Origin of the sequence: Marivivens aquimaris (assembly GCF_015220045.1) — a bacterium.
Taxonomy (GTDB): Bacteria; Pseudomonadota; Alphaproteobacteria; order Rhodobacterales; family Rhodobacteraceae; genus Marivivens; species Marivivens aquimaris.
This window is the reverse complement of the sequence record NZ_JADBGB010000001.1, coordinates 848,594-866,866: the sequence shown is the minus strand read 5'-3', so window position 1 is coordinate 866,866 and position 18,273 is coordinate 848,594. Positions and strand designations below refer to the sequence as shown.

At 62.9% G+C, this 18,273-nt stretch carries 16 protein-coding genes; 10 read left to right on the top strand and 6 right to left on the bottom strand.

From position 1 onward, the window contains the following. Positions 1 to 27 precede the first annotated feature (27 nt). From IF204_RS04420 to IF204_RS04395, 6 genes are all read left to right on the top strand, one after another. Positions 28 to 900 carry an AAA family ATPase gene (locus IF204_RS04420; RefSeq protein ID WP_194094985.1) on the top strand — a complete coding sequence of 291 codons (873 nt, stop codon included), beginning with the start codon at positions 28 to 30 and terminating at the stop codon, positions 898 to 900. Continuing rightward, the gene (locus IF204_RS04415) at positions 897 to 2,078 is read left to right on the top strand and encodes a vWA domain-containing protein (RefSeq protein ID WP_194094983.1); all 1,182 of its coding nucleotides are present in this window, start codon (positions 897 to 899) and stop codon (positions 2,076 to 2,078) included. The genes IF204_RS04420 and IF204_RS04415 overlap by 4 nt, the downstream gene beginning before the upstream one ends. Before the next feature lie 8 nt (positions 2,079 to 2,086). Continuing rightward, positions 2,087 to 2,908, top strand: coding sequence for an XdhC family protein (locus IF204_RS04410; protein ID WP_194094981.1), 822 nt, complete (start codon positions 2,087 to 2,089; stop codon positions 2,906 to 2,908). Between the two features lie 95 nt (positions 2,909 to 3,003). Beyond that, the gene (locus IF204_RS04405; RefSeq protein ID WP_194094979.1) at positions 3,004 to 3,456 is read left to right on the top strand and encodes an SRPBCC family protein; all 453 of its coding nucleotides are present in this window, start codon (positions 3,004 to 3,006) and stop codon (positions 3,454 to 3,456) included. A gap of 152 nt (positions 3,457 to 3,608) precedes the next feature. Beyond that, a complete protein-coding gene (locus IF204_RS04400) occupies positions 3,609 to 4,466 on the top strand; it encodes an aldo/keto reductase (RefSeq protein ID WP_194094977.1) in 858 nt (285 codons plus the stop codon). 18 nt (positions 4,467 to 4,484) lie between these two features. Next, positions 4,485 to 4,880, top strand: coding sequence for a (R)-mandelonitrile lyase (locus IF204_RS04395; protein WP_194094975.1), 396 nt, complete (start codon positions 4,485 to 4,487; stop codon positions 4,878 to 4,880). Positions 4,881 to 4,918: 38 nt separating this feature from the next. On the opposite strand, the gene IF204_RS04390 is transcribed toward IF204_RS04395, so the two are convergent. The 3 genes from IF204_RS04390 to IF204_RS04380 form a co-directional block, all read right to left on the bottom strand. Next, positions 4,919 to 6,100, bottom strand: coding sequence for a multidrug effflux MFS transporter (locus IF204_RS04390; protein WP_322743255.1), 1,182 nt, complete (start codon positions 6,098 to 6,100; stop codon positions 4,919 to 4,921). Positions 6,101 to 6,224: 124 nt separating this feature from the next. Then, complete coding sequence (locus tag IF204_RS04385) at positions 6,225 to 6,848, bottom strand: LysE family translocator (RefSeq protein WP_194094973.1); 624 nt, start codon at positions 6,846 to 6,848, stop codon at positions 6,225 to 6,227. 60 nt (positions 6,849 to 6,908) lie between these two features. Further along, positions 6,909 to 7,832: a LysR family transcriptional regulator gene (locus IF204_RS04380; protein WP_194094971.1), complete on the bottom strand. Its 924-nt coding sequence runs from the start codon at positions 7,830 to 7,832 to the stop codon at positions 6,909 to 6,911. Positions 7,833 to 8,022: 190 nt separating this feature from the next. On the opposite strand from IF204_RS04380, the gene IF204_RS04375 reads away from it, so the two are divergent. Together IF204_RS04375 and IF204_RS04370 are read left to right on the top strand one after the other, a co-directional pair. Then, entirely contained in the window at positions 8,023 to 9,684 is a 1,662-nt protein-coding gene (locus IF204_RS04375; protein WP_194094969.1) for a GMC family oxidoreductase, read from the top strand. 42 nt (positions 9,685 to 9,726) lie between these two features. Further along, positions 9,727 to 12,240, top strand: a complete 2,514-nt coding sequence (locus tag IF204_RS04370) for a CoA transferase (protein ID WP_194094967.1) — start codon at positions 9,727 to 9,729, stop codon at positions 12,238 to 12,240. A gap of 43 nt (positions 12,241 to 12,283) precedes the next feature. Here IF204_RS04370 and IF204_RS04365 read toward each other — a convergent pair whose 3' ends face one another. Continuing rightward, a complete protein-coding gene (locus IF204_RS04365; protein ID WP_322743254.1) occupies positions 12,284 to 13,834 on the bottom strand; it encodes a DHA2 family efflux MFS transporter permease subunit in 1,551 nt (516 codons plus the stop codon). Further along, entirely contained in the window at positions 13,831 to 15,006 is a 1,176-nt protein-coding gene (locus tag IF204_RS04360; protein ID WP_194094966.1) for an HlyD family secretion protein, read from the bottom strand. Before IF204_RS04360 ends, IF204_RS04365 begins: the two co-directional genes overlap by 4 nt. A gap of 102 nt (positions 15,007 to 15,108) precedes the next feature. On the opposite strand from IF204_RS04360, the gene IF204_RS04355 reads away from it, so the two are divergent. Then, positions 15,109 to 16,026 (top strand): LysR family transcriptional regulator, encoded by a 918-nt coding sequence (locus IF204_RS04355; RefSeq protein ID WP_194094964.1) that lies wholly within the window; start codon positions 15,109 to 15,111, stop codon positions 16,024 to 16,026. 197 nt (positions 16,027 to 16,223) lie between these two features. Then, complete coding sequence (locus IF204_RS04350) at positions 16,224 to 17,096, top strand: DMT family transporter (RefSeq protein WP_194094962.1); 873 nt, start codon at positions 16,224 to 16,226, stop codon at positions 17,094 to 17,096. Between the two features lie 215 nt (positions 17,097 to 17,311). On the opposite strand, the gene IF204_RS04345 is transcribed toward IF204_RS04350, so the two are convergent. After that, positions 17,312 to 18,244, bottom strand: a complete 933-nt coding sequence (locus IF204_RS04345; protein WP_194094960.1) for a phytanoyl-CoA dioxygenase family protein — start codon at positions 18,242 to 18,244, stop codon at positions 17,312 to 17,314. Positions 18,245 to 18,273: the final 29 nt, after the last annotated feature.

Sequence of the window (18,273 nt, the reverse complement as noted above, 5' to 3'; positions counted from 1 at the left end):
CCCCGCACTCTCCTGACCGAGGCAGATATGAGCGACTGGACAGACCTTCAGAACGATCTTGAACAAGACGGGTATGTGGCCGCGCCGGACCTTGCGATGGCGCTGCACCTCTCGCTGGAACTGGGACGACCTCTGCTTCTCGAAGGCGAGGCTGGCGTGGGCAAAACCGAACTTGCCCGCGCCCTCTCCGCCGCCAAAGGCTGCGATCTGATCCGCCTGCAATGCTACGAAGGGCTGGATGCGGCCCAAGCGATCTATGAATGGAATTACCAACGCCAGTTACTTGCGATCCGCGCCGCTTCCGAAGCGGGCGAGCGCGAGGTCGAGGAGCGGCTGTTCTCCGAAGAATACCTGCTCGAACGCCCCCTGCTGCGCGCTATCCGCCAGCCTACTCCGCCTGTTCTGCTGATCGACGAGATCGACCGTGCGGACGAGGAATTCGAGGCGTTCCTGCTCGAAATCCTCTCCGATTTCCAGATCACCATTCCCGAACTCGGCACGATCAACGCGACCTCACGGCCCATGGTGATCCTGACGGCTAACGGCACCCGCGATCTGTCGGACGCGCTGCGCCGCCGCTGCCTCTATGCCTATGTCGATTACCCCGACCCCACCACCGAACGCGCGATCCTGACGCGCCGCCATCCCGAGGTCGAGCCGCGCCTTGCCGCGCAGATCGTCGGGTTCGTGCAGGCGCTGCGCCGTGAGGAGCTCGAAAAGAAACCCGGCGTGGCCGAGATGCTGGATTTTGCCGCCGCGGTTGCGGGCCTTGGCGTCAACGACCTGAACAGCGATCCGGCGGTGCTGTCGGTCACGCTGGCAACGCTTCTGAAAACCCGCAGCGACCGCGCGGCGATCCCGCCCGAAGTTGCCGCGCGCCTCGCGGGGAAAGCGGCATGACCCGCGTGACCCGTTTCTCTGCGCGTGACGACGGACCAGCCACGCGCATCGCCGGATTTGTCGCGCACCTGCGGGCGAACGGTTTTCGAGTCGGGCCGGATGAGACCCGCTTGTCGGTCGACGCCCTGTCCCGCGTGATGGTCGAACCGGAAACAACCCGCCTCGCCCTACAGACCGTGCTCTGCGGATGCCGCGAAGAGCGAGACCGTTTTCCCGAGCTGTTCACGTCCTACTGGATGAACAACGGACGGATACGCGAGAAGGTCGTGAACTCCGCCGCCTCGTCGCTCGAACACACCCGCACCACCCGCAAGGGGACGGAACAGAGTGACAGCACCGGCACCGCCGACAGTCCCGAGGACGGCCCTGATGGTGAGGGCGAAACCTATGCCGAGGGCACGGGCAAGCTCATCGCTTCCGACCTCAAGAACCTGATGAAGAAAGACCTGCGCGAGGTCGTCTCCCCCGACGATATCCGCGAGGCCGAGGCCATCGCCCGCCGTCTGGGTGCCGCCATCCGCCGCAAGCGGAGCCGCCGTGCGCGCATCGCTGCGAAAGGCACCGGCGTAGATTTCCGCCGCACCATCCGGCGTAGTCTGTCGTCGGGCGGAGAGCCGCTGCACATCATCCGCCGCAAACCGCTGGACCGCCCGCTTCGCATCGCGGCGCTCTGCGATGTGTCGGGATCAATGACGCTCTATGCGCGGCCGTTTCTGGCGTTTCTGGCTGGCCTGATGCGCGCCGATCCTGACGCGGACGCCTACCTGTTCCACACCCGCCTCGTGCGAATTACCGAAGCCCTGCGCGATGACGATCCGCTCCGCGCTTTGAATCGTATCACGCTGCTAGCGGACGGCTTCGGTGGCGGCTCGCGCATCGGCGGATCACTCGACCAGTTCTCGCGCACCTACGCTCGCCGATTTGTCGATGGCCATACCGTTCTGATGATCCTCTCGGACGGCTATGACAGTGCGGCCCCCGAGCTGATCGCCGCGGCGCTGCAACGCCTGTCGCGTCGTGGCTGCCGCATCATCTGGCTCAACCCGCTCAAGGGTTGGACCTGCTACGAGCCCGTTGCCCGCGGGATGGCAGCGGCGCTCCCTCACCTCGACCTTTTTGCCGCCGCGAACACGCTGGCGGACCTCGCCTCTCTGGAAAAGGAGCTGACACGTTTATGACCATGTCCATGCACACGACCCTCCGGCTGGAGCAGGAGGCGGAAAAGCTACAGGCCCAAGGCGTCGCCTACGCTGTCGCGACGATCGTCCGCACCGTCAACGCGACCTCGGCCAAACCGGGTGACAAGGCGCTGATCGGCGCAAATGGAGAGATTATCGACGGCTGGATCGGCGGCGGTTGCGCACGCGGCGCCGTGGGCCGCGCCGCCCGCACTGCCGTGGAAATCGGCAAGCCGCAGTTCGTATCCCTGAAGCCAGAAGAGGTGCTCGCCGACGAAGGACATGCGGCAGGCGAAGAGGTCGACGGCATCCGCTTTGCCCGCAACGGCTGCCCGTCCAAAGGGTCGATGGACATCTTCATCGAACCCGTCCTGCCCATGCCCCGCCTTGTGGTCTACGGCGACAGCCCCGTAGCGCGGGCGCTGCTCGACCAAGCGGGTCGCTTCGATTTCCGCCGAAGCGTTTTCGCACCCGAGGCTAAGGACATGCCCCGCGTCGAAGACCTGCTGACCGATGCCGCAATCGAGGCTGGCCCCACATCAACCATTGTCGTCGCCACCCAAGGGCGCGGCGACAAGGATGCCCTCCGTGCTGCCGTCATGACCGATGCGGGCTACATCGCGTTCGTCGGGAGCCGCAAGAAATTCGGCACGCTGCGCGATGCGCTGATCGCCGAGGGCATCGCCTCTGCCCGCATCGACCGCGTCAAAGCGCCAGCGGGCCTCGATATCCACGCGATCACCTCCGAGGAAATCGCCCTCTCCATCATGGCTGAAATCGTGGCATTCCGCCGCCGCCCTCAGCCCCCCAGCGGGAGAGAGGCCTCATAACCCGCGCTTTCCGGCGCCTGTTCCCGCCCCTGAACGACGAACAGGCGACCGTCCTCGCCACCGTTAAATTTCCATGCTGTTAGAAGGACTCCGAAATGGATCTGACCGATGAAATTGTCATCAATGCCCCCCGCGATGTCGTCTACGCCGCGCTGCAAGACCCCGAAGTGCTGCGCCAGTGCATTCCTGGCTGTGAAGAGCTGATCAAACACAGCGATACCGACCTCGAAGCAAAGGTCGTTCTGAAAGTCGGCCCCGTGAAGGCGCGGTTCAGCGGCAAGGTCACGCTGTCCCCCGACAACCCGCCCGAAGCGTTCAGCCTCACCGGCGAAGGCTCTGGCGGCGCGGCCGGTTTTGCAAAGGGCGGCGCGGATGTGCACCTTGAGGATCGCGGCGCTGAGACCCTGCTGCGTTACACCGCAAAGGTCGATATCGGCGGGAAGCTGGCGCAACTTGGCAGCCGTCTGATCCAAGGCACGGCCAAGAAACTCTCGGCCCAGTTCTTTGCATCCTTTGCAGAGACGGTGGAAGAAACCGAGAAAGCATGAACTTGAGGGCGGCTTGGGGCGATCCAAGCCGCCGTCATAGTTTCATGAACCACAGTCATAAGTCCTAGTCACATTCCGCCGATTATCCACACGAGTGTCTGGGCCTATCTCCCTCCTGAACGCGGACCATTACCGCGACGAAGGAGATGAAAATGAATATTGCAGAAACCACCAAACTGCCGAACGGCGTCGCCATTCCGAAACTCGCTCTGGGCACGTGGATGATCGAGGATGACGTGGTTGCCGATGCCGTCCGCACCGCCATCGAGATCGGCTACCGCCACATCGACACCGCCCAAGCCTACGGCAACGAGCGCGGCGTTGGCGAAGCGATCCGCACCTGCGGCGTGCCCCGCGAAGAGCTGTTCGTGCAGTCCAAACTGGCCGCCGAGGTCAAAGACTACGAAGGCGCGAAGGCTGCCATCGACCAGTCGCTTGAGACCATGGGCCTTGAATACATCGACCTCTTCATCATCCACAGCCCGCAGCCGTGGGCCGAATGGGGCACCGATGACCGCTATTTCGAAGGCAACCTTGCCGCGTGGAAAGCGATGGAAGAGGCGCTGGCCGAGGGCAAACTGCGCGCGATCGGTGTGTCGAACTTCCAGAAGCCCGACCTCGACAACTTGACCCAGAACGCCTCGATCAAGCCGATGATCCTGCAACTGCTCGCCCACGTCGGCAACACGCCGTTCGACCTGATCGAGTACGCGACGAGCAAGGACATGCTGGTCGAAGCTTACTCGCCCATAGGCCACGGCAAAATCCTCGAAAACGAGGATATCAAGGCGATTGCTGACAAATACGATGTGTCGGTTCCGCAGCTTTGCATCCGCTACATCCTGCAACTAGGGATGCTGGCCCTGCCGAAAACTGCGACGCCTGCGCATATGAAATCGAACGCGGACCTCGGGTTCGACATCAGCGCCGAAGACATGGACACGCTGAAATCGATCACCGCCAAGGATTATGGCGACGCGTCGATGTTCCCCGTCTACTCTGGCAAGTAACTGACAAAGGATTTTGCGATGAAAATCACCCGCTCGGGAAGCACCGCTTCCGTCAAAGGCCCCGCCGACTGGTTCACTGGCACCGTCCGCATCGACCCGATGTTTCAGGCCGAAGATCCCGGCCGTGTGGCAGGCAGCCATGTCACTTTTGAGCCCGGTGCGCGCACCGCATGGCATACCCACCCAGCTGGCCAGACCCTGATCGTCACCTTCGGACGCGGCCGCGTGCAGCGCGAAGGCGGCCCTGTGGAAGAAATCAGCCAGGGCGACGTCGTCTGGTTCCCCGCTGGCGAGAAGCACTGGCACGGCGCCGCCGAAGACACCGCGATGAGCCACATCGCTGTTCAGGAGGCTATCGACGGCACGGCTGTGACGTGGATGGAGAAGGTCTCTGACGAGGACTACGCGGGCTGATCGCCTGCCTTTGCGGGCCGCGTTTTGCGGCCCGTTCGTCATTTACGAGCCAGCCATGCGCAGATCAGGCAGCCGATGCCGGACAGCACAATGACCACGCCCATCGGCACCGGCGTCCCGTTTGCCAAGCCGCTGACCAGCGCCGCGCCAATCATGCCGCTGCCGTACTGGATCGCTCCGACGACCGCAGAGGCACTACCCGCGCCCTGCCGTACGCCTGCCAAAGCGCCTGCAACGGCATTCGCAGTAATCAGCCCGTTCATTGCCATGAACAGGAAGTTCGCCGCGATGAGGCCGAGCGCCCCCTGCCATCCTGTCAACGTGACCACGAACATGAGCGCGCCGGACAGCGCCGCGCCGATGGCTCCGACCAGCAGCATCCGCTCACTTCCCAAGCGCACCACCAGTCGCACGTTGACGGCATTGGTCAGCAGCAGCCCGAAAACCCCGGACGCAAAGACGAGCGCGTAAGCCTGCGGCGATAGCTCGTAATAGCTGATAAAGGCAAACGGCGCGCCCGCGATGCCTCCGAACACGCCCGTGTAATAGAACCCCAACGCAGCGGTGGGCAGAAGCAACGCGCGATTGCGGAAATGTCGCCCATAGTCGCGGAACGCGTGCCAGATCGCGCCTTCGGACCGTTCGTCAATCGGCAGGCTTTCGGGCAAAACGGCCACAGCAAGCATGACCCCGATGCCCAGCGCGACAAGCGTCCAGAAGATCGCCTGCCAAGACGCGAAGGCGAGGATTTGCGCCCCAACCGTCGGCCCGACCAGCGGCGCGATGGCCATGACCATCATCAGGCCAGACATCACCTTGGCCGCGCGGTCCCGCTCGTAGAGGTCGCGCACCATGGCGCGCGCCAAGGCCACGCCCGCACTCGCGCCGAGCGCCTGAACGACGCGCCAGAGGATCACGTGCCACGCCTCGGTCGCCAGCGCGCATCCGGCGGAGCCGAGGACGAACACCATGACACCTATCAGGATCGGCCCGCGCCGCCCGAAGCGGTCACTGACCGGCCCCCAGAGGAGTTGTCCAAAACCGAACCCGAACAGGTAGGTCGACACCACAAGTTCGAGCTGCCCCTGCGGCGCATTCAGGTCCGCCGCCATCGCCGGAAGCGCTGGCAGAAACAGATCGGTCGAGATCGACGCGAAGCCCAGAAGGATCGCAAGGGTCGCCAATGTCCGGATCGACGCCGGTTCGCGGTGTGCAGTCACGGATGATATCGCTCCGTTTAAATTTCGGCCAAAGGTCAGGACACACTATCGGCTCCGATTGATGTGATAATCCGCCCAGTCGCGATAACTTTGATATCGAAATCCGATAAATGCGCGGGCAGACTCACTGCAATTTCGCTGTCAGAATCTTCACGCTCGCCGCTGCAAAGCCGAAGGCGAACACGCTCTCGAACGCGCGGCGGAGGCGCTGGTAGAGACGCGCCATGGCCTTGCTGGAAAAGAGTAGCGCGTAGCCGTGAAAGATCAGGAAGCTTTGCGCGCCGACCGCCACGATGACCGTAATCAGGCTGGACGCCGAGGCATCCGCAGGCACGCCGAGCGAATAGAGCGAGCCGAAGAACAGAACGGCCTTGGGGTTCGTCAGGTGGAGCATCAGCCCTTTGGAAAACAAAGCCTTAGTATTGCCCGTCATTGACGTCATCTTCGCGTCCTTGCGCGACAGCGCCGAGCGCGCGGATTTGTACGCGAGGTACATCAGATAGGCCGCGCCGCCGTAACGGATGGCTTCGAATATCCACGCATGGGCGAGCATGATGGTGCTCAGGCCCAGCGCCGCCGCGACCGACCACATGAGCGAGCCGACGAAGATACCCGAGGCGACCGGCAGGCCCGCCTTGCGGCCTGCGTTCATCGACGTGCCGGCAATCGTGAGCGTCGCAGGACCGGGGCTGGCGGCAGCGACAAAGGCCGCGAGCAGAATGAGCGGCAGGTTGGTCTCAAAAACCATGGGGAAATCCTTGAATTGAATGGCCCACCATAGGGGGACGCCGCCCCGAAAGGAAAGCCGTCACAGGTTCCAGATTTTGCCAACGAGGTCGAACGCCAGACCGATGCTGGGCTCCGCCTTCCGATTGGCCAGCGACATGAAGCCGAGCGTCGTTTCGACCTCCGCCCCGTCCACGATGACGATGCCGTGGGCCTGTTCTTCGTAGAGCGCGAGGGACTCGCGGCAGAGGCACAATCCGACGCCCGAACGGACCATGGCGAGCATGGAGGATTCCTGATCGACCACCGCGACCTCGTTCTGCCTGACGCCCAGCGCGCCGAATTGCGCGTCGAGCAGGCGGCGGTGGACCGAGGCAGGCGGCGTGGCGATCCACGGGAGCGAGGCCAGCCCGCTCCATCCCAAACCAGCGGTACGGTTGCGCCATCCGGCGGGCGCAACGACGCGGTATTTGAACTTGGTCAGGACGGTGTGGTGGAAAGCGGACGGATCAGGCTCCTGCCCCGACCACCAGCCGCCGTCCGAAGGGTCGCCAAGGAAATAACCCGCGTCAATCTCTCCGCGCAGCAGGCGCACGGGCACATCGCCGCTCATCCCGTGGGTCAGCTGGGTGCGCAGGTCGGGCGCGACGGCAATCATCTCGTGCAGAAACTGGCCAAGGCGGATGAAGTCGGGGTCGATCACCGTGCCGAGCTTCAGCGTCCCGCGCACCGTTCCTTTCATCCGCCGCGCGGTCTGGCGAAAATCCTCAAGCGCGCCGAGCACCTGCTCTGCCTTCACCAGCAGCGCAGCACCGTCGGGCGTCAGGTCAACGCCCTTGGCCGTACGCACGAAAAGCGTCAGTTCGGTCCGCTCGGCGAGGCGCTTCATCTGCAAGCTAATTGCGGGCTGCGTCAGGCCCAGCACATCTGCCGCGCGAGAGACATTCCCCTCGCGCGCAACCGTAACGAAAGACCGTAGGGTCCGAAGGTCCGTGATCTGCTCCATATAAATCCAGCTTATAATGCACTGTGTCATTAGTCATTGGAAATCCGCCCGCCCGAGCAGTTATCGATGCTCAAGAGGACTGGGAGGACCGCAATGACACATTCGAACCTTGGGCAATATAAGTGCGACCCGCGTTCTGCGCGCCGTTTCGGCGTCGTCCTGCCCTTCCGCAGCTGAGAAGGAACAGCCCATGTCCACCGATCAATTCGATTATATCGTTGTTGGCGCAGGCACCGCTGGGTGCCTTCTGGCCAACCGCCTCAGCGCCGATCCGACCAAGAATGTGCTGCTGCTCGAAGCGGGCAAGCGCGACAATTACATCTGGATTCACGTGCCCGTTGGCTACCTCTACTGTATCGGCAATCCGCGTACCGACTGGATGTACAACACCGAGGCGACGCCGGGTCTGAACGGCCGCACGCTGCGCTATCCGCGCGGCAAAACGCTGGGCGGTTGTTCGTCGATCAACGGCATGATCTACATGCGCGGTCAGGCGCGTGACTACGATAACTGGGCGGCGCTGACAGGCGACGACAACTGGTCGTGGGAAAAGTCCCTGCCCGATTTCAAAGCGCACGAGCACCACTACAAACTGGACGGCGGCGCGGACCCTGCGACGGGCAGCAACAGCCGTTTTTCAGACCTGCACGGCGGCGGCGGCGAGTTGCGGATCGAAAAGCAGCGCCTTCGCTGGGATATTCTGGAGTCCTTTGCCAAAGCCGCGAACGAGGCGGGTATCGAAAGCACCGATGACTTCAACAGCGGCGACAACGCGGGCGTCGGATATTTCGAGGTCACGCAGAAATCCGGCTGGCGCTGGAATGGGGCCAAGGCGTTCCTGCGTCCGATCAAGGACCGCAAAAACCTCACCGTCTGGACCGAAAGCCACGTTGAGCGGCTGATTTTCACGACCACCGACAGCGGTGCCAAACGCTGCGTCGGTGCCTCGGTCCGTCGGGGCGGCCAGCCTGTCACCGTCCACGCGAAAGGCGAGGTCATACTCTCCGCAGGTGCGATCGGGTCGCCGCAAATCCTGCAGTTGTCGGGCATCGGATCGGCGTCGCTGCTCAAATCCCATGGCATCGACGTGGTGCAAGATACCCCGAGCGTCGGCGAGAACCTTCAGGACCACCTGCAAATCCGCGCGGTCTACAAGGTCGAGAATGCCAAAACGATGAATACGCTGGCGAACTCCATGGTCGGCAAGGCGAAGATCGGGCTTGAGTACGCGTTGAAACGTTCCGGCCCCATGAGCATGTCGCCCAGCCAGCTTGGTGCGTTCACCCGCTCCAGCCCCGACCGCCCCCACGCGAACCTCGAATATCACGTGCAACCGCTGAGCCTTGAGGCATTCGGCGAGGACCTGCACCCCTTCCCCGCGATGACCGCGAGCGTGTGTAACCTCAACCCGACCTCGCGCGGGCATGTGCGCATCACCTCGAACAAGGCCGAAGACGCGCCGGTGATTCAGCCGAACTATCTGTCGACCGACGAAGACCGCCTGATCGCGGCCCAGAGCCTCCGCCAAGTGCGCGAGATCATGGCGAAGCCCGCCATGCAGAAATACAGACCCGTCGAGTTCAAACCGGGTGTGCAGTTCCAGTCGGACGAAGAGCTTGCGACCCTCGCAGGTGATATCGCCAGCACGATCTTCCACCCCGCTGGGACCGTGAAAATGGGCCGGGACGATGACCCGACAGCCGTCGTGGACCCGCATCTGCGTGTGCGCGGTATCGAAGGTCTGCGCGTCGTGGACGCCAGCGTCATGCCTGAAATCACCAGCGGAAACACCAACGCGCCAACCCTGATGATCGCCGAGAAAGCCGCGCGCTGGATTCAAGCGGGCGTCTGAGGCGCCGTTACCCCATACACCATGTTTTTGATGGATTAAGACATGACCACTCCCCAGCCTTCGCTCCTGCCGCTCAAGGGCGTCAAAGTGCTCGACTTCGGCCAGTATATCGCTGGACCCGCCGTTGCGATGATCCTCGCGGACCTCGGCGCGACCGTGATCCATGTCGATCCGCCGAACGGCCCGATGTGGCAGAGCCCCGCGAACGCGACGCTTAACCGCAACAAGACCATCGTGACGATCGACCTCAAGACTCCTGAGGGGCTTGAGGAGGCGCTGGAGCTGATCGCGGAGGTCGACATCGTCGTCGAGAGCTTCCGCCCCGGCGTGATGAAGCGCCTCGGCATCGACTTTGCCGCGCTGCGCGAAGAGCGCCCCGAACTGATCGCCCTCTCTATCCCCGGCTTTGCGTCGAACGACACGCTCCGCCGTGATTGGCGCGCGTTCGAAAGCATCATCGCAGCAAGCTCGGGCGTGTTCACCGACATGGGCCTCAACCGCGTGCTGATGGGCGTGAACCCGTCGTTCTCTCCGCTCCCGCTGTCGTCCGCATACGGGACCATGCTGGCCGCCTCGGCTGTCGTGCTTGCGCTGCAATCCCGCGAACGCACGGGCTACGGCGACGCGATAGAAGTGCCGCTGGCCGCCGCCGTGATGGAGGGGCTGTCGTATAACTCGATCCACATTCAGGACTACCCCGAACGCTACAAGACCCAACGCGAGATGGAGATCGAACGCCGTCGTACCGAGGGCCTGCCGATGAACGTGACTTACGAGGAGTTGCAGGAATTCCTCGACCCGTTCTACCGCTCCTACGAATGCAAGGACGGGCGGATGTTCTACGTGGTCTGCCCCAGCCACAAGCAGCACGCCAAACGCTGCCTCAAGGTGCTGGGCATCTACGACGACCTCGTGGCCGAAGGGCTGACCGAGGAAGAGGACACCTATCTGCCCGTGTCCGAATGGAAGTCCGACGTGTCGCTGGGCGTCTACCCGCTGCCGAAACACTGGGCCGACAAGATCGCTGCGCGGATGAAAGAGGTGTTCATCACCCGCACCGCGAAGGAATGGGAGAAGATCTTCGGTCGCGGCAAATTCCCCGGTGCGCCGCAGCGCTGGCTTCAGGAGTGGATCAACGACGACCATGCAGAGACCTCTGGCCTGATGGTTGAGGTCGACGATCCGGAGTTCGGCCCCATGACCCAGCCCGGTCCGATGGTCTGGCTGACGGAAAGCGGCGAAGAGATGCTCTCGCCCGCCCCGCGCCGTTGGGACACGGTGGAGGCCGCCCTGAAGCAACTGCGCAAACTGCCGACAAAACTGCCGCGTCCGAAGCGTAATCAGGAAACGGCGGGTTGGCTGGACGGGGTGCGCATCCTCGACATGTGCAATGTTATTGCGGGTCCGCATTCGGTCTCCTACCTGTCCCGTTTCGGCGCGGAGGTCATCAAGATCGACCCCGCCGTCCCGAACTACGATTGCTGGAACACGGTGATTTTCAGCCTCTCGCATGGGCGCGGCAAGCGTTCGATCCTTGCGGATATCTCCACCCCCGAAGGCCGCGTGATTTTCGAGAAGCTGGTGGCCGAGGTCGACGTCGTGGTCTGGAATGCGCCCGACCGTCAGGTGAAGGCGAAGGGTCTGGACGTCGAAGGGCTGCGCAAGCTGAACCCCGAGGCGATTTTCTGTCAGCTCGACTGCTTCAGCGGTGTCCGCCGCGGGCCGCGCACAGATTACCTCGGGTACGACGACCTTGTGCAGGCGACCACGGGCATCATGCTGCGCTTCGGCGGCACTATGCATACGCCGGAAGAACACGCTCACGTCGGCACCATCGACGTGATGTGCGGCTTCGGGGCGTCTTTGGGCATTGCGGCTGCGCTTTATCAGAAGCTCAAGTTCGGCCGCATCGGTCGCCCCCAAACCTCGCTGTCGGCGCTCTCGGGCCTCGCGCAAATTCCGTTCTGCTACGACTACGAACGGCGCGGGCTGTTTGATGAACCGTCGGGCCGTGAGGCTAACGGCACCGGTCCGCTGGAGCGGTTCTACTACACCGCCTCGGACCGTTTCATCCTGCTTTCGGCGTATGAGGCCGATCTGCCAAAGCTGAACACGGTCGAAGGTTTGGAAGGCATCATCGACGTGCCCGAAGACGAGCGCGCCGCGTTCCTCGCCAGCGCCTTCATGCTGGCCCGCGCAGAGGACTGGGCGGAACGTCTGGTCGCCGCCGATATCGGCGCCACGGTCTGCGAGAATATCGAGGCGTTGCGCACCTATAACAGCCGCCCCGCCGACGGAACGCCGGGCACTCACAACGGTAGCTATTCGTTCTCTGTCTACGAGAACCACCCGAGCGGCCATGTCATCACTCAGCTTGATCCTTTCGCGATCCGGCCGCAACACGGCTCGATCTATGCGCTGGAGCCGACCGAGAAATTCGGCGCCTCCACCCGCGCGATCCTGCAAGAGCTTGGCTATTCGGCTGAGCAGATCGACGAGATGATTGCCAGCGGCGCCGTCAGCGAAAGCTGGAGCCGCGAGTACCTGCCGAGCTAAAATTTGCCCGCACGCTGCGATTGGCGTGCGGGCAAACAAGGGCTTAGTGCGCGGCGATCTGCTCTTTGCGCGGTTTCGCCAGTAGCGGCACCAACAGCGTCGAGCAGATCGACACCACGGCCAGCATCCAGAACACATCGTTCCACGCCATGATGTTCGACTGCCCCGAGACGCTGAACGCCAGTTGTTGCAGCGCCATCTGGTCGGGATCACCCAGCAGAACACCCTGCCCATTCATCGACCCCGCAATGCCTGCCAAACGCGCCTCGACGTCGGCATCGGTATTGCTGAGGCGTTCCGCCAGCCACCAGTAGTGGCGGTCATAGCGGCCGTCCCATTGGGTGTTGATCATCGCGAGGCCAAGTGCCCCGCCCATGTTGCGGAACAGGTTAAACAGTCCCGAACCCGTGCCGACTTCGGAAAGTGGCAGCGTGCCGAGCGCGGCCTGCGTGATCGGCACGATGCAGATCACCAGCCCAGCGCCGCGGATGGCCTGCGCCCAGAAGAGCTGCTCGAACCCGACCTGCCCCGTCATCTGTGAATTGAGCCACATCCCAACAGCGGTCATCGGGAAGCCGACGGCAAGGAGGATGCGCGGGTCCAGCAGCCCGTTCAGGCGACCCACGAGAGGCGCAGTGAAGAACATCGCGGCCCCCGTCACCCACATGACTTGCCCGATCTGGAACGAGTTGAAACCCCGCACGCGGCTCAGGACCTGCGGCAGAATAAAGCTCTGCCCGAAAAGGCAGATGCCGAGCACGAAGGTCAGAATGCAGCCGACTGTGAAATTGCGGTTCTTGAACGCGCCGAAGGTGATGATCGGCTCTTTGATCGTGAACGCGCGCCAGAATAGCAGGATGCCCGAAATGGCCGAGATAGCGGCGAAGAGCATGATCTCGTGGCTGTCGAACCAGTCCTCACGTGGGCCTTCGTCCAAGACGAACTCGAGCGATCCAAGGAAGCCCGCGATCAGCACGATACCCGGCAGGTCGATGCGGCGGAAAAGCTTCCAGTTCGGGCGGTCGATATCGACGATCAGCGGGACGGCAACGGTGCTCAGCAAACCGGGCAGCACGTTGACAAAGAACAGCCAGTGCCAAGACAATTGCTGCGTCAGCCAGCCGCCCAGCGTCGGGCCGATGGAGGGCGCGACGGTGGCGGTCAGGCCGATCACTACGGTGCCGATCATCTGCCGTTCAGGTGGGAACAGCTTGAAGTTCGCAGCAAACACAGTGGGGATCATCGCGCCGCCGAGGAAGCCTTGCAGCGCACGGAAGACGATCAGCGAGTTGATGTCCCACGCAAAGCCGCAAGCCAGCGACATCAGGGTGAAACCGAAAGATGACGCCGCGAAGAGCCACCGTGTCGACATCACCCGCGCCAGCCAGCCCGACAGCGGGATCATCACGACCTCTGCCACGAGGTAGGCGGTCTGGACCCACGTCACCTCGTCCATTGACGCGGCAACGCCCGACTGGATGTCGGGCAATGATGCGGCGACGATCTGGATGTCGAGGATTGCCATGAACATGCCGCAGACCATCAGGAAGAACCCGAAGGTTCCTCCTTTCGGTTTGAAGTCGTCGTCGGTCACTGGTGACCTCCGCGTGTGTCGACGCTGACCACGACCGAGGCCCCTGCCCGCAGCGGCTGCTCGCCCATCTCGGTTAGTTTGATGCGGACGGGGATACGCTGAACGATCTTGGTGAAGTTACCGGTGGCATTGTCCGTCGGCAGCACCGAGAACTCGCTGCCCGTCGCGGGGGCAAGGCTCTCGATCGTGCCGTGCAGCGTCTCGCCGTGGAGCATGTCGACCTCGATCTCGACCGGCATTCCGGGGTGGAAGGCGGCGACCTGCGTTTCCTTGAAATTGGCCGTGATGTAGATGTCGTCGCCCGTCGGAACGAGGCTCATGAACCGCGTGCTGGGGCGGAGGTATTCGCCAACCGCGACGCCGATATTGCCCGCGATACCGTCGCGCGGCGCAAGGATGGTCGTGTTGTCCAGATCAATGCGGGCAAGGCGCTCGGCGGCCTGCGCGCGGATCAGGGACGCACGCTGCTGTTCGCGTTCGCTTTCGAGGATGGTGATCTGGCCCTGCTCGACCTGCAATGCGGCGTTGGCGCGGCTGACGGCGGCCTCTGCGCTGTCGAGCGCGGCGCCAGTGTCGTCTGCGGTGGCCTGCGATGCGGTCCCCTGTTCGACCAACGTCCGCGCGCGCTGGTCCCGCGTGGCGGCCAAGCGGCGCTGCGCTTCGGCATTGGAGACCTCGGCCTCCGCAGAGGCGATGCGGGCGCGTTGGAGCACTTCCTTCGCGTCGATGTTCGCCAGCGCGGTCTGCGCCACCGTCACGTCGGCCTGCGCGGACTGGAGCCGCGCCTCGTATGTCGTCGGGTCGAGGACCAGCAGCACATCGCCAGCGCTGACTTGGGCGTTGTCGGATACCGGCAGCTCCTGCACCGTGCCTTCGACCAGCGCGGAAACCGATGCGATGTCCGCCTGAAGGTAGGCATCCTCGGTTTCCTCGATAAAGCGGCCCACGGTCCACCAATGCTCACCCTGGCGCGCGGCAAGTGCCAGCGCGACGCAAGCGACAGCGAGCAGGATGAACTTTTTGCGCCCACCGCGCTTGGGAGGTGCGGTTTCAGTGTGCTCATCAGGGGCCGGCTTAGCGGGCGTGTCACTCGGTTCGGGGTGTCCGACAACCCGCAGCGGGTCTTTGGTGTTGGTGCTTTCGGTCGGGGTCGAAGCTTTGGCGTGTCTCATGTCGTCAGATCCTGCAATATTAGTCGGCAATCTAACGAATTGCGCCGTCTCGAAAATGACCGTATCTGATGACAGGTGTTCCACTTTTGAAACGATAGCTCGATGGATAACGTGAGCCTTGATGACCTCAGGGTCTTTCACCTGATCGCAACGGAAGGCGGCATCAGCGCCGCCGCCCGCAGATCCCGTGCATCCAAAGCAACCCTGTCGCGCGCCCTCGCGAGGCTGGAGCAATCGGCGGGCACGCCTCTGTTCGACCGTATGGGACAAGGTTTCCGCCTGACCCGCACGGGCGCCGCGCTGGCCTCGGTTGCCGCAGGCACGGCCTCTATCGCCCGAGAAGCAGAGGCCGTCCTTCGCGCAGCGCATGAAACGCCACAAGGACCGCTGAAAATCGCGGCGGGGGCGATCGTTGCGCAGCTCGTGCTGGGGCCGGTGCTGGGCGAACTGCACCGCCGCCATCCGTCCGTCCGCGCCGAAGTTATCGTGACCGGCACCGCGCCTAATCCTCTGGTGGAGGACATCGACGTCATGCTGCGCATCGGCCAGCCGACCGAGGATTACCTCGTCGTGCGGCGGATCATGCGCTCGCCGCTGCAACTCTACATTCCCGCCGCGAAGGCCGATCAAATCGACATCGAAGATCCCGTGTCCATCGAAGCGCTCGGCCGCGTCGTCATTCAGGCGCCCGGTATTCCAGAGGACTGGGTTCTGCGCGCTGACGACGGCAGCGCGGTTTCCATGTCCTCCAACCCGCTCGCGAGCGTCGGCGATCCCGCGGTCGTTCTGGGCATCTTGCGGAGCGGCCATGGAGTCGGCCTGCTGCCAGCGATTTTGGGCGATCTGCTCGTCCGGTCTGGTATCTGCGTACGCGCCCTGCCGCGCCACTCCGGCCCCATGATCGAAGGTTTCGCCTGCCTTCCCCCGCGCCGCGCCAGCGTGCCTGCCGTCCGCGTCTTCATTGACCTGCTGGCCGAGTTCACCAAGGACGCGCAAGCCAAGATCCTCATGAGTTACTAGGCCGCGCACTTGCGGCCCGAGTTCGTCCATGATTAGCATCGCCCCATCGACTGAGTGGCAACTAGGGTTCCGGGCGACGCGCCGCAGGACCGAGCGTTGCAGAGACCGGGGGAGTTCCTTGGCTGCACCCAAGGGATAAAAGCCCAGGGGAGGAGACGTCGAGATCAACCGCGCCAATTGCGCATCAGGAGGTCTCAATGACGCTTTCCTCGTTACTGCTCGTCGTTCTAGCATCCGTTTGCCACGCCACATGGAACTTGCTGGCCAAGCGGGCCGCATCGGTCGGCGCTGTATTCGTATTCTTTTACAACGTGATAGGCGTCATCTTTTATGCGCCTTGGGTGGTGTATCTGCTGATGCAGGGCAGCATCGACTGGACGTGGATAAAGGTCGGCTTCGTTGTGTTGAGCGGGCTCATCCACCTCGCCTACAGCCTGTGTTTGCAACGCGGATACCAAGTCGCCGACCTTTCTGTCGTTTACCCCGTTGCGCGCGGAACCGGCCCTCTGCTGTCGACGATTGGGGCGTTCCTGATCCTCGGCGAAACACCAACCGCACTGGGTGTGGTCGGGCTAGTGCTAATCGTCGCCGGTATCCTGCTGATCGCGACCCAAGGGCGGCTGTCCGCCTTCACCCAGCCCGGCGGCCAAGCGGGTATCAGATGGGGTACGGCGACGGGCGGTCTCATCGCCAGCTACACAGTTGTCGACGCTTATGAGGTCAAGACGCTCGGGATCGCGCCCGTGGTCCTCGACTGGTTTTCGAGCGTGTTGCGCCTGCTGCTGTTGCTGCCGCTGGTGCTCGCCAACCCGCGCCGTGCGTTGACCGCGATGCGCGGGCATTGGTGGACCGCTGCCGGAGTGGGATTACTCTCTCCTCTCTCCTACATCCTCGTCCTGACCGCGCTCAGCATGGGCGCACCGCTGAGCCTCGTCGCCCCCATGCGGGAGATGTCGATGATGGTCGGCGCGCTGATGGGAATGTTGATCCTGCGCGAAGCAGTCGGCAAATGGCGATTGATCGGCTGCGCGGTCCTGATCGGCGGAGTGATCATGCTGTCTTCGACGTGATCAACCAGCTGTCGTTTGCCGTTCTGATCTCTTGGGCTTCAGTCAGACCGAGATTAGTGCGCATCTGACGGCAGATCCCGCAGAGGCCTCTGGCCGATGGAGAGGTCGAAGGTGCCAACCAAGCCGCGCTGGTCAATGCCGAAAGGAGTTGGCGGAACTATCCGCCCACTCCCTGCTCTCATTTACAAATCCAAAGCTCGACGCCTAAAGCCAACTCACCACGACTGTAGCCCGAGGAGTTTCTCGCCCAATTCGGTCAGTTCAGCGACCTTCCCATGGCGCTTTTCCCATTCACGCGGATCGCCCGGAAATGCATCACGCTGCGGGTGGTCCTGTTCGCGCCAGAGCCGGATGCGTTCATCACGTTCCGCAGTATTGTGCGGCTCGGCGGGATGCATGGAGATGTACTGCGCCATGCGGTGACGGTTGTCCGAGTGGTTGGGGCGCACCCCGTGGGCCAGCAGCGAGTTGAAGATCAGCAGATCACCAGGCGCCATTTCGATATTCTCGCGCTCCAGCCCCGTCATATCGGGGTGCATCGGGTCACGGTCAGCGGGCTGCGTGGCCTTCCATTCGTCAAACTTCTCAAAGAGGTACGGCACACACTGAAACCCGCCGGTCTCGTGATCTTGCGGCATGAGGCTCAGAACGCCTTGCACGCCGATCGGCAGCGGATCGAGCGAGGTGTCCACGTCCCAATGGATGAACCCGTCAGGGTTGCCTTTGACCTTTTTCGGCGGATTGAGGTTCGCGCGGTCGATGGTCACCCACAGGTCGGTGCGATCCCAGATGTCGACAAACACATCATAGACCCGCTGTTCCATGCGGTTATCCCAAAGGTACTGGTGATTGTAGATCTCCAGCATTCCGGTGTTGTTGAGTTCCTTCATCTTGTGCTCACGCCGTTGCGGCGCGTACCATGTCGACGGGTCGTTGGGGTCCTTTTCGTCGAACTCCCACAGCAGATTTGCCAGTCGCTCGACATTCGCTTGCGGCACGACCTGACGGACGATGACGTAGCCTTTCGTAATCCAGTGCTCCCAGTCGCTCTGCGACAGGACACGCAGCGGAAGCTGTTTTTTGATAAGATGCAGAGGCGTCGTTTGGGACGTTGTGGGGTGATGATCGCGCTCGGTGGCTTCTGACATTGTGGGTCTCCCTCTTGGTAAGTCCCAAC

What these genes read in the sequence shown, in the direction of transcription:
- IF204_RS04420 (WP_194094985.1), top strand. Translation starts at nt 28, where the DNA reads ATGAGCGACTGGACAGACCTTCAGAACGATCTTGAACAAGACGGGTAT.
- IF204_RS04415 (WP_194094983.1), top strand. Translation starts at nt 897, where the DNA reads ATGACCCGCGTGACCCGTTTCTCTGCGCGTGACGACGGACCAGCCACG.
- IF204_RS04410 (WP_194094981.1), top strand. Translation starts at nt 2,087, where the DNA reads ATGCACACGACCCTCCGGCTGGAGCAGGAGGCGGAAAAGCTACAGGCC.
- IF204_RS04405 (WP_194094979.1), top strand. Translation starts at nt 3,004, where the DNA reads ATGGATCTGACCGATGAAATTGTCATCAATGCCCCCCGCGATGTCGTC.
- IF204_RS04400 (WP_194094977.1), top strand. Translation starts at nt 3,609, where the DNA reads ATGAATATTGCAGAAACCACCAAACTGCCGAACGGCGTCGCCATTCCG.
- IF204_RS04395 (WP_194094975.1), top strand. Translation starts at nt 4,485, where the DNA reads ATGAAAATCACCCGCTCGGGAAGCACCGCTTCCGTCAAAGGCCCCGCC.
- IF204_RS04385 (WP_194094973.1), bottom strand. Translation starts at nt 6,848, where the DNA reads ATGGTTTTTGAGACCAACCTGCCGCTCATTCTGCTCGCGGCCTTTGTC.
- IF204_RS04380 (WP_194094971.1), bottom strand. Translation starts at nt 7,832, where the DNA reads ATGGAGCAGATCACGGACCTTCGGACCCTACGGTCTTTCGTTACGGTT.
- IF204_RS04375 (WP_194094969.1), top strand. Translation starts at nt 8,023, where the DNA reads ATGTCCACCGATCAATTCGATTATATCGTTGTTGGCGCAGGCACCGCT.
- IF204_RS04370 (WP_194094967.1), top strand. Translation starts at nt 9,727, where the DNA reads ATGACCACTCCCCAGCCTTCGCTCCTGCCGCTCAAGGGCGTCAAAGTG.
- IF204_RS04360 (WP_194094966.1), bottom strand. Translation starts at nt 15,006, where the DNA reads ATGAGACACGCCAAAGCTTCGACCCCGACCGAAAGCACCAACACCAAA.
- IF204_RS04355 (WP_194094964.1), top strand. Translation starts at nt 15,109, where the DNA reads ATGGATAACGTGAGCCTTGATGACCTCAGGGTCTTTCACCTGATCGCA.
- IF204_RS04350 (WP_194094962.1), top strand. Translation starts at nt 16,224, where the DNA reads ATGACGCTTTCCTCGTTACTGCTCGTCGTTCTAGCATCCGTTTGCCAC.
- IF204_RS04345 (WP_194094960.1), bottom strand. Translation starts at nt 18,244, where the DNA reads ATGTCAGAAGCCACCGAGCGCGATCATCACCCCACAACGTCCCAAACG.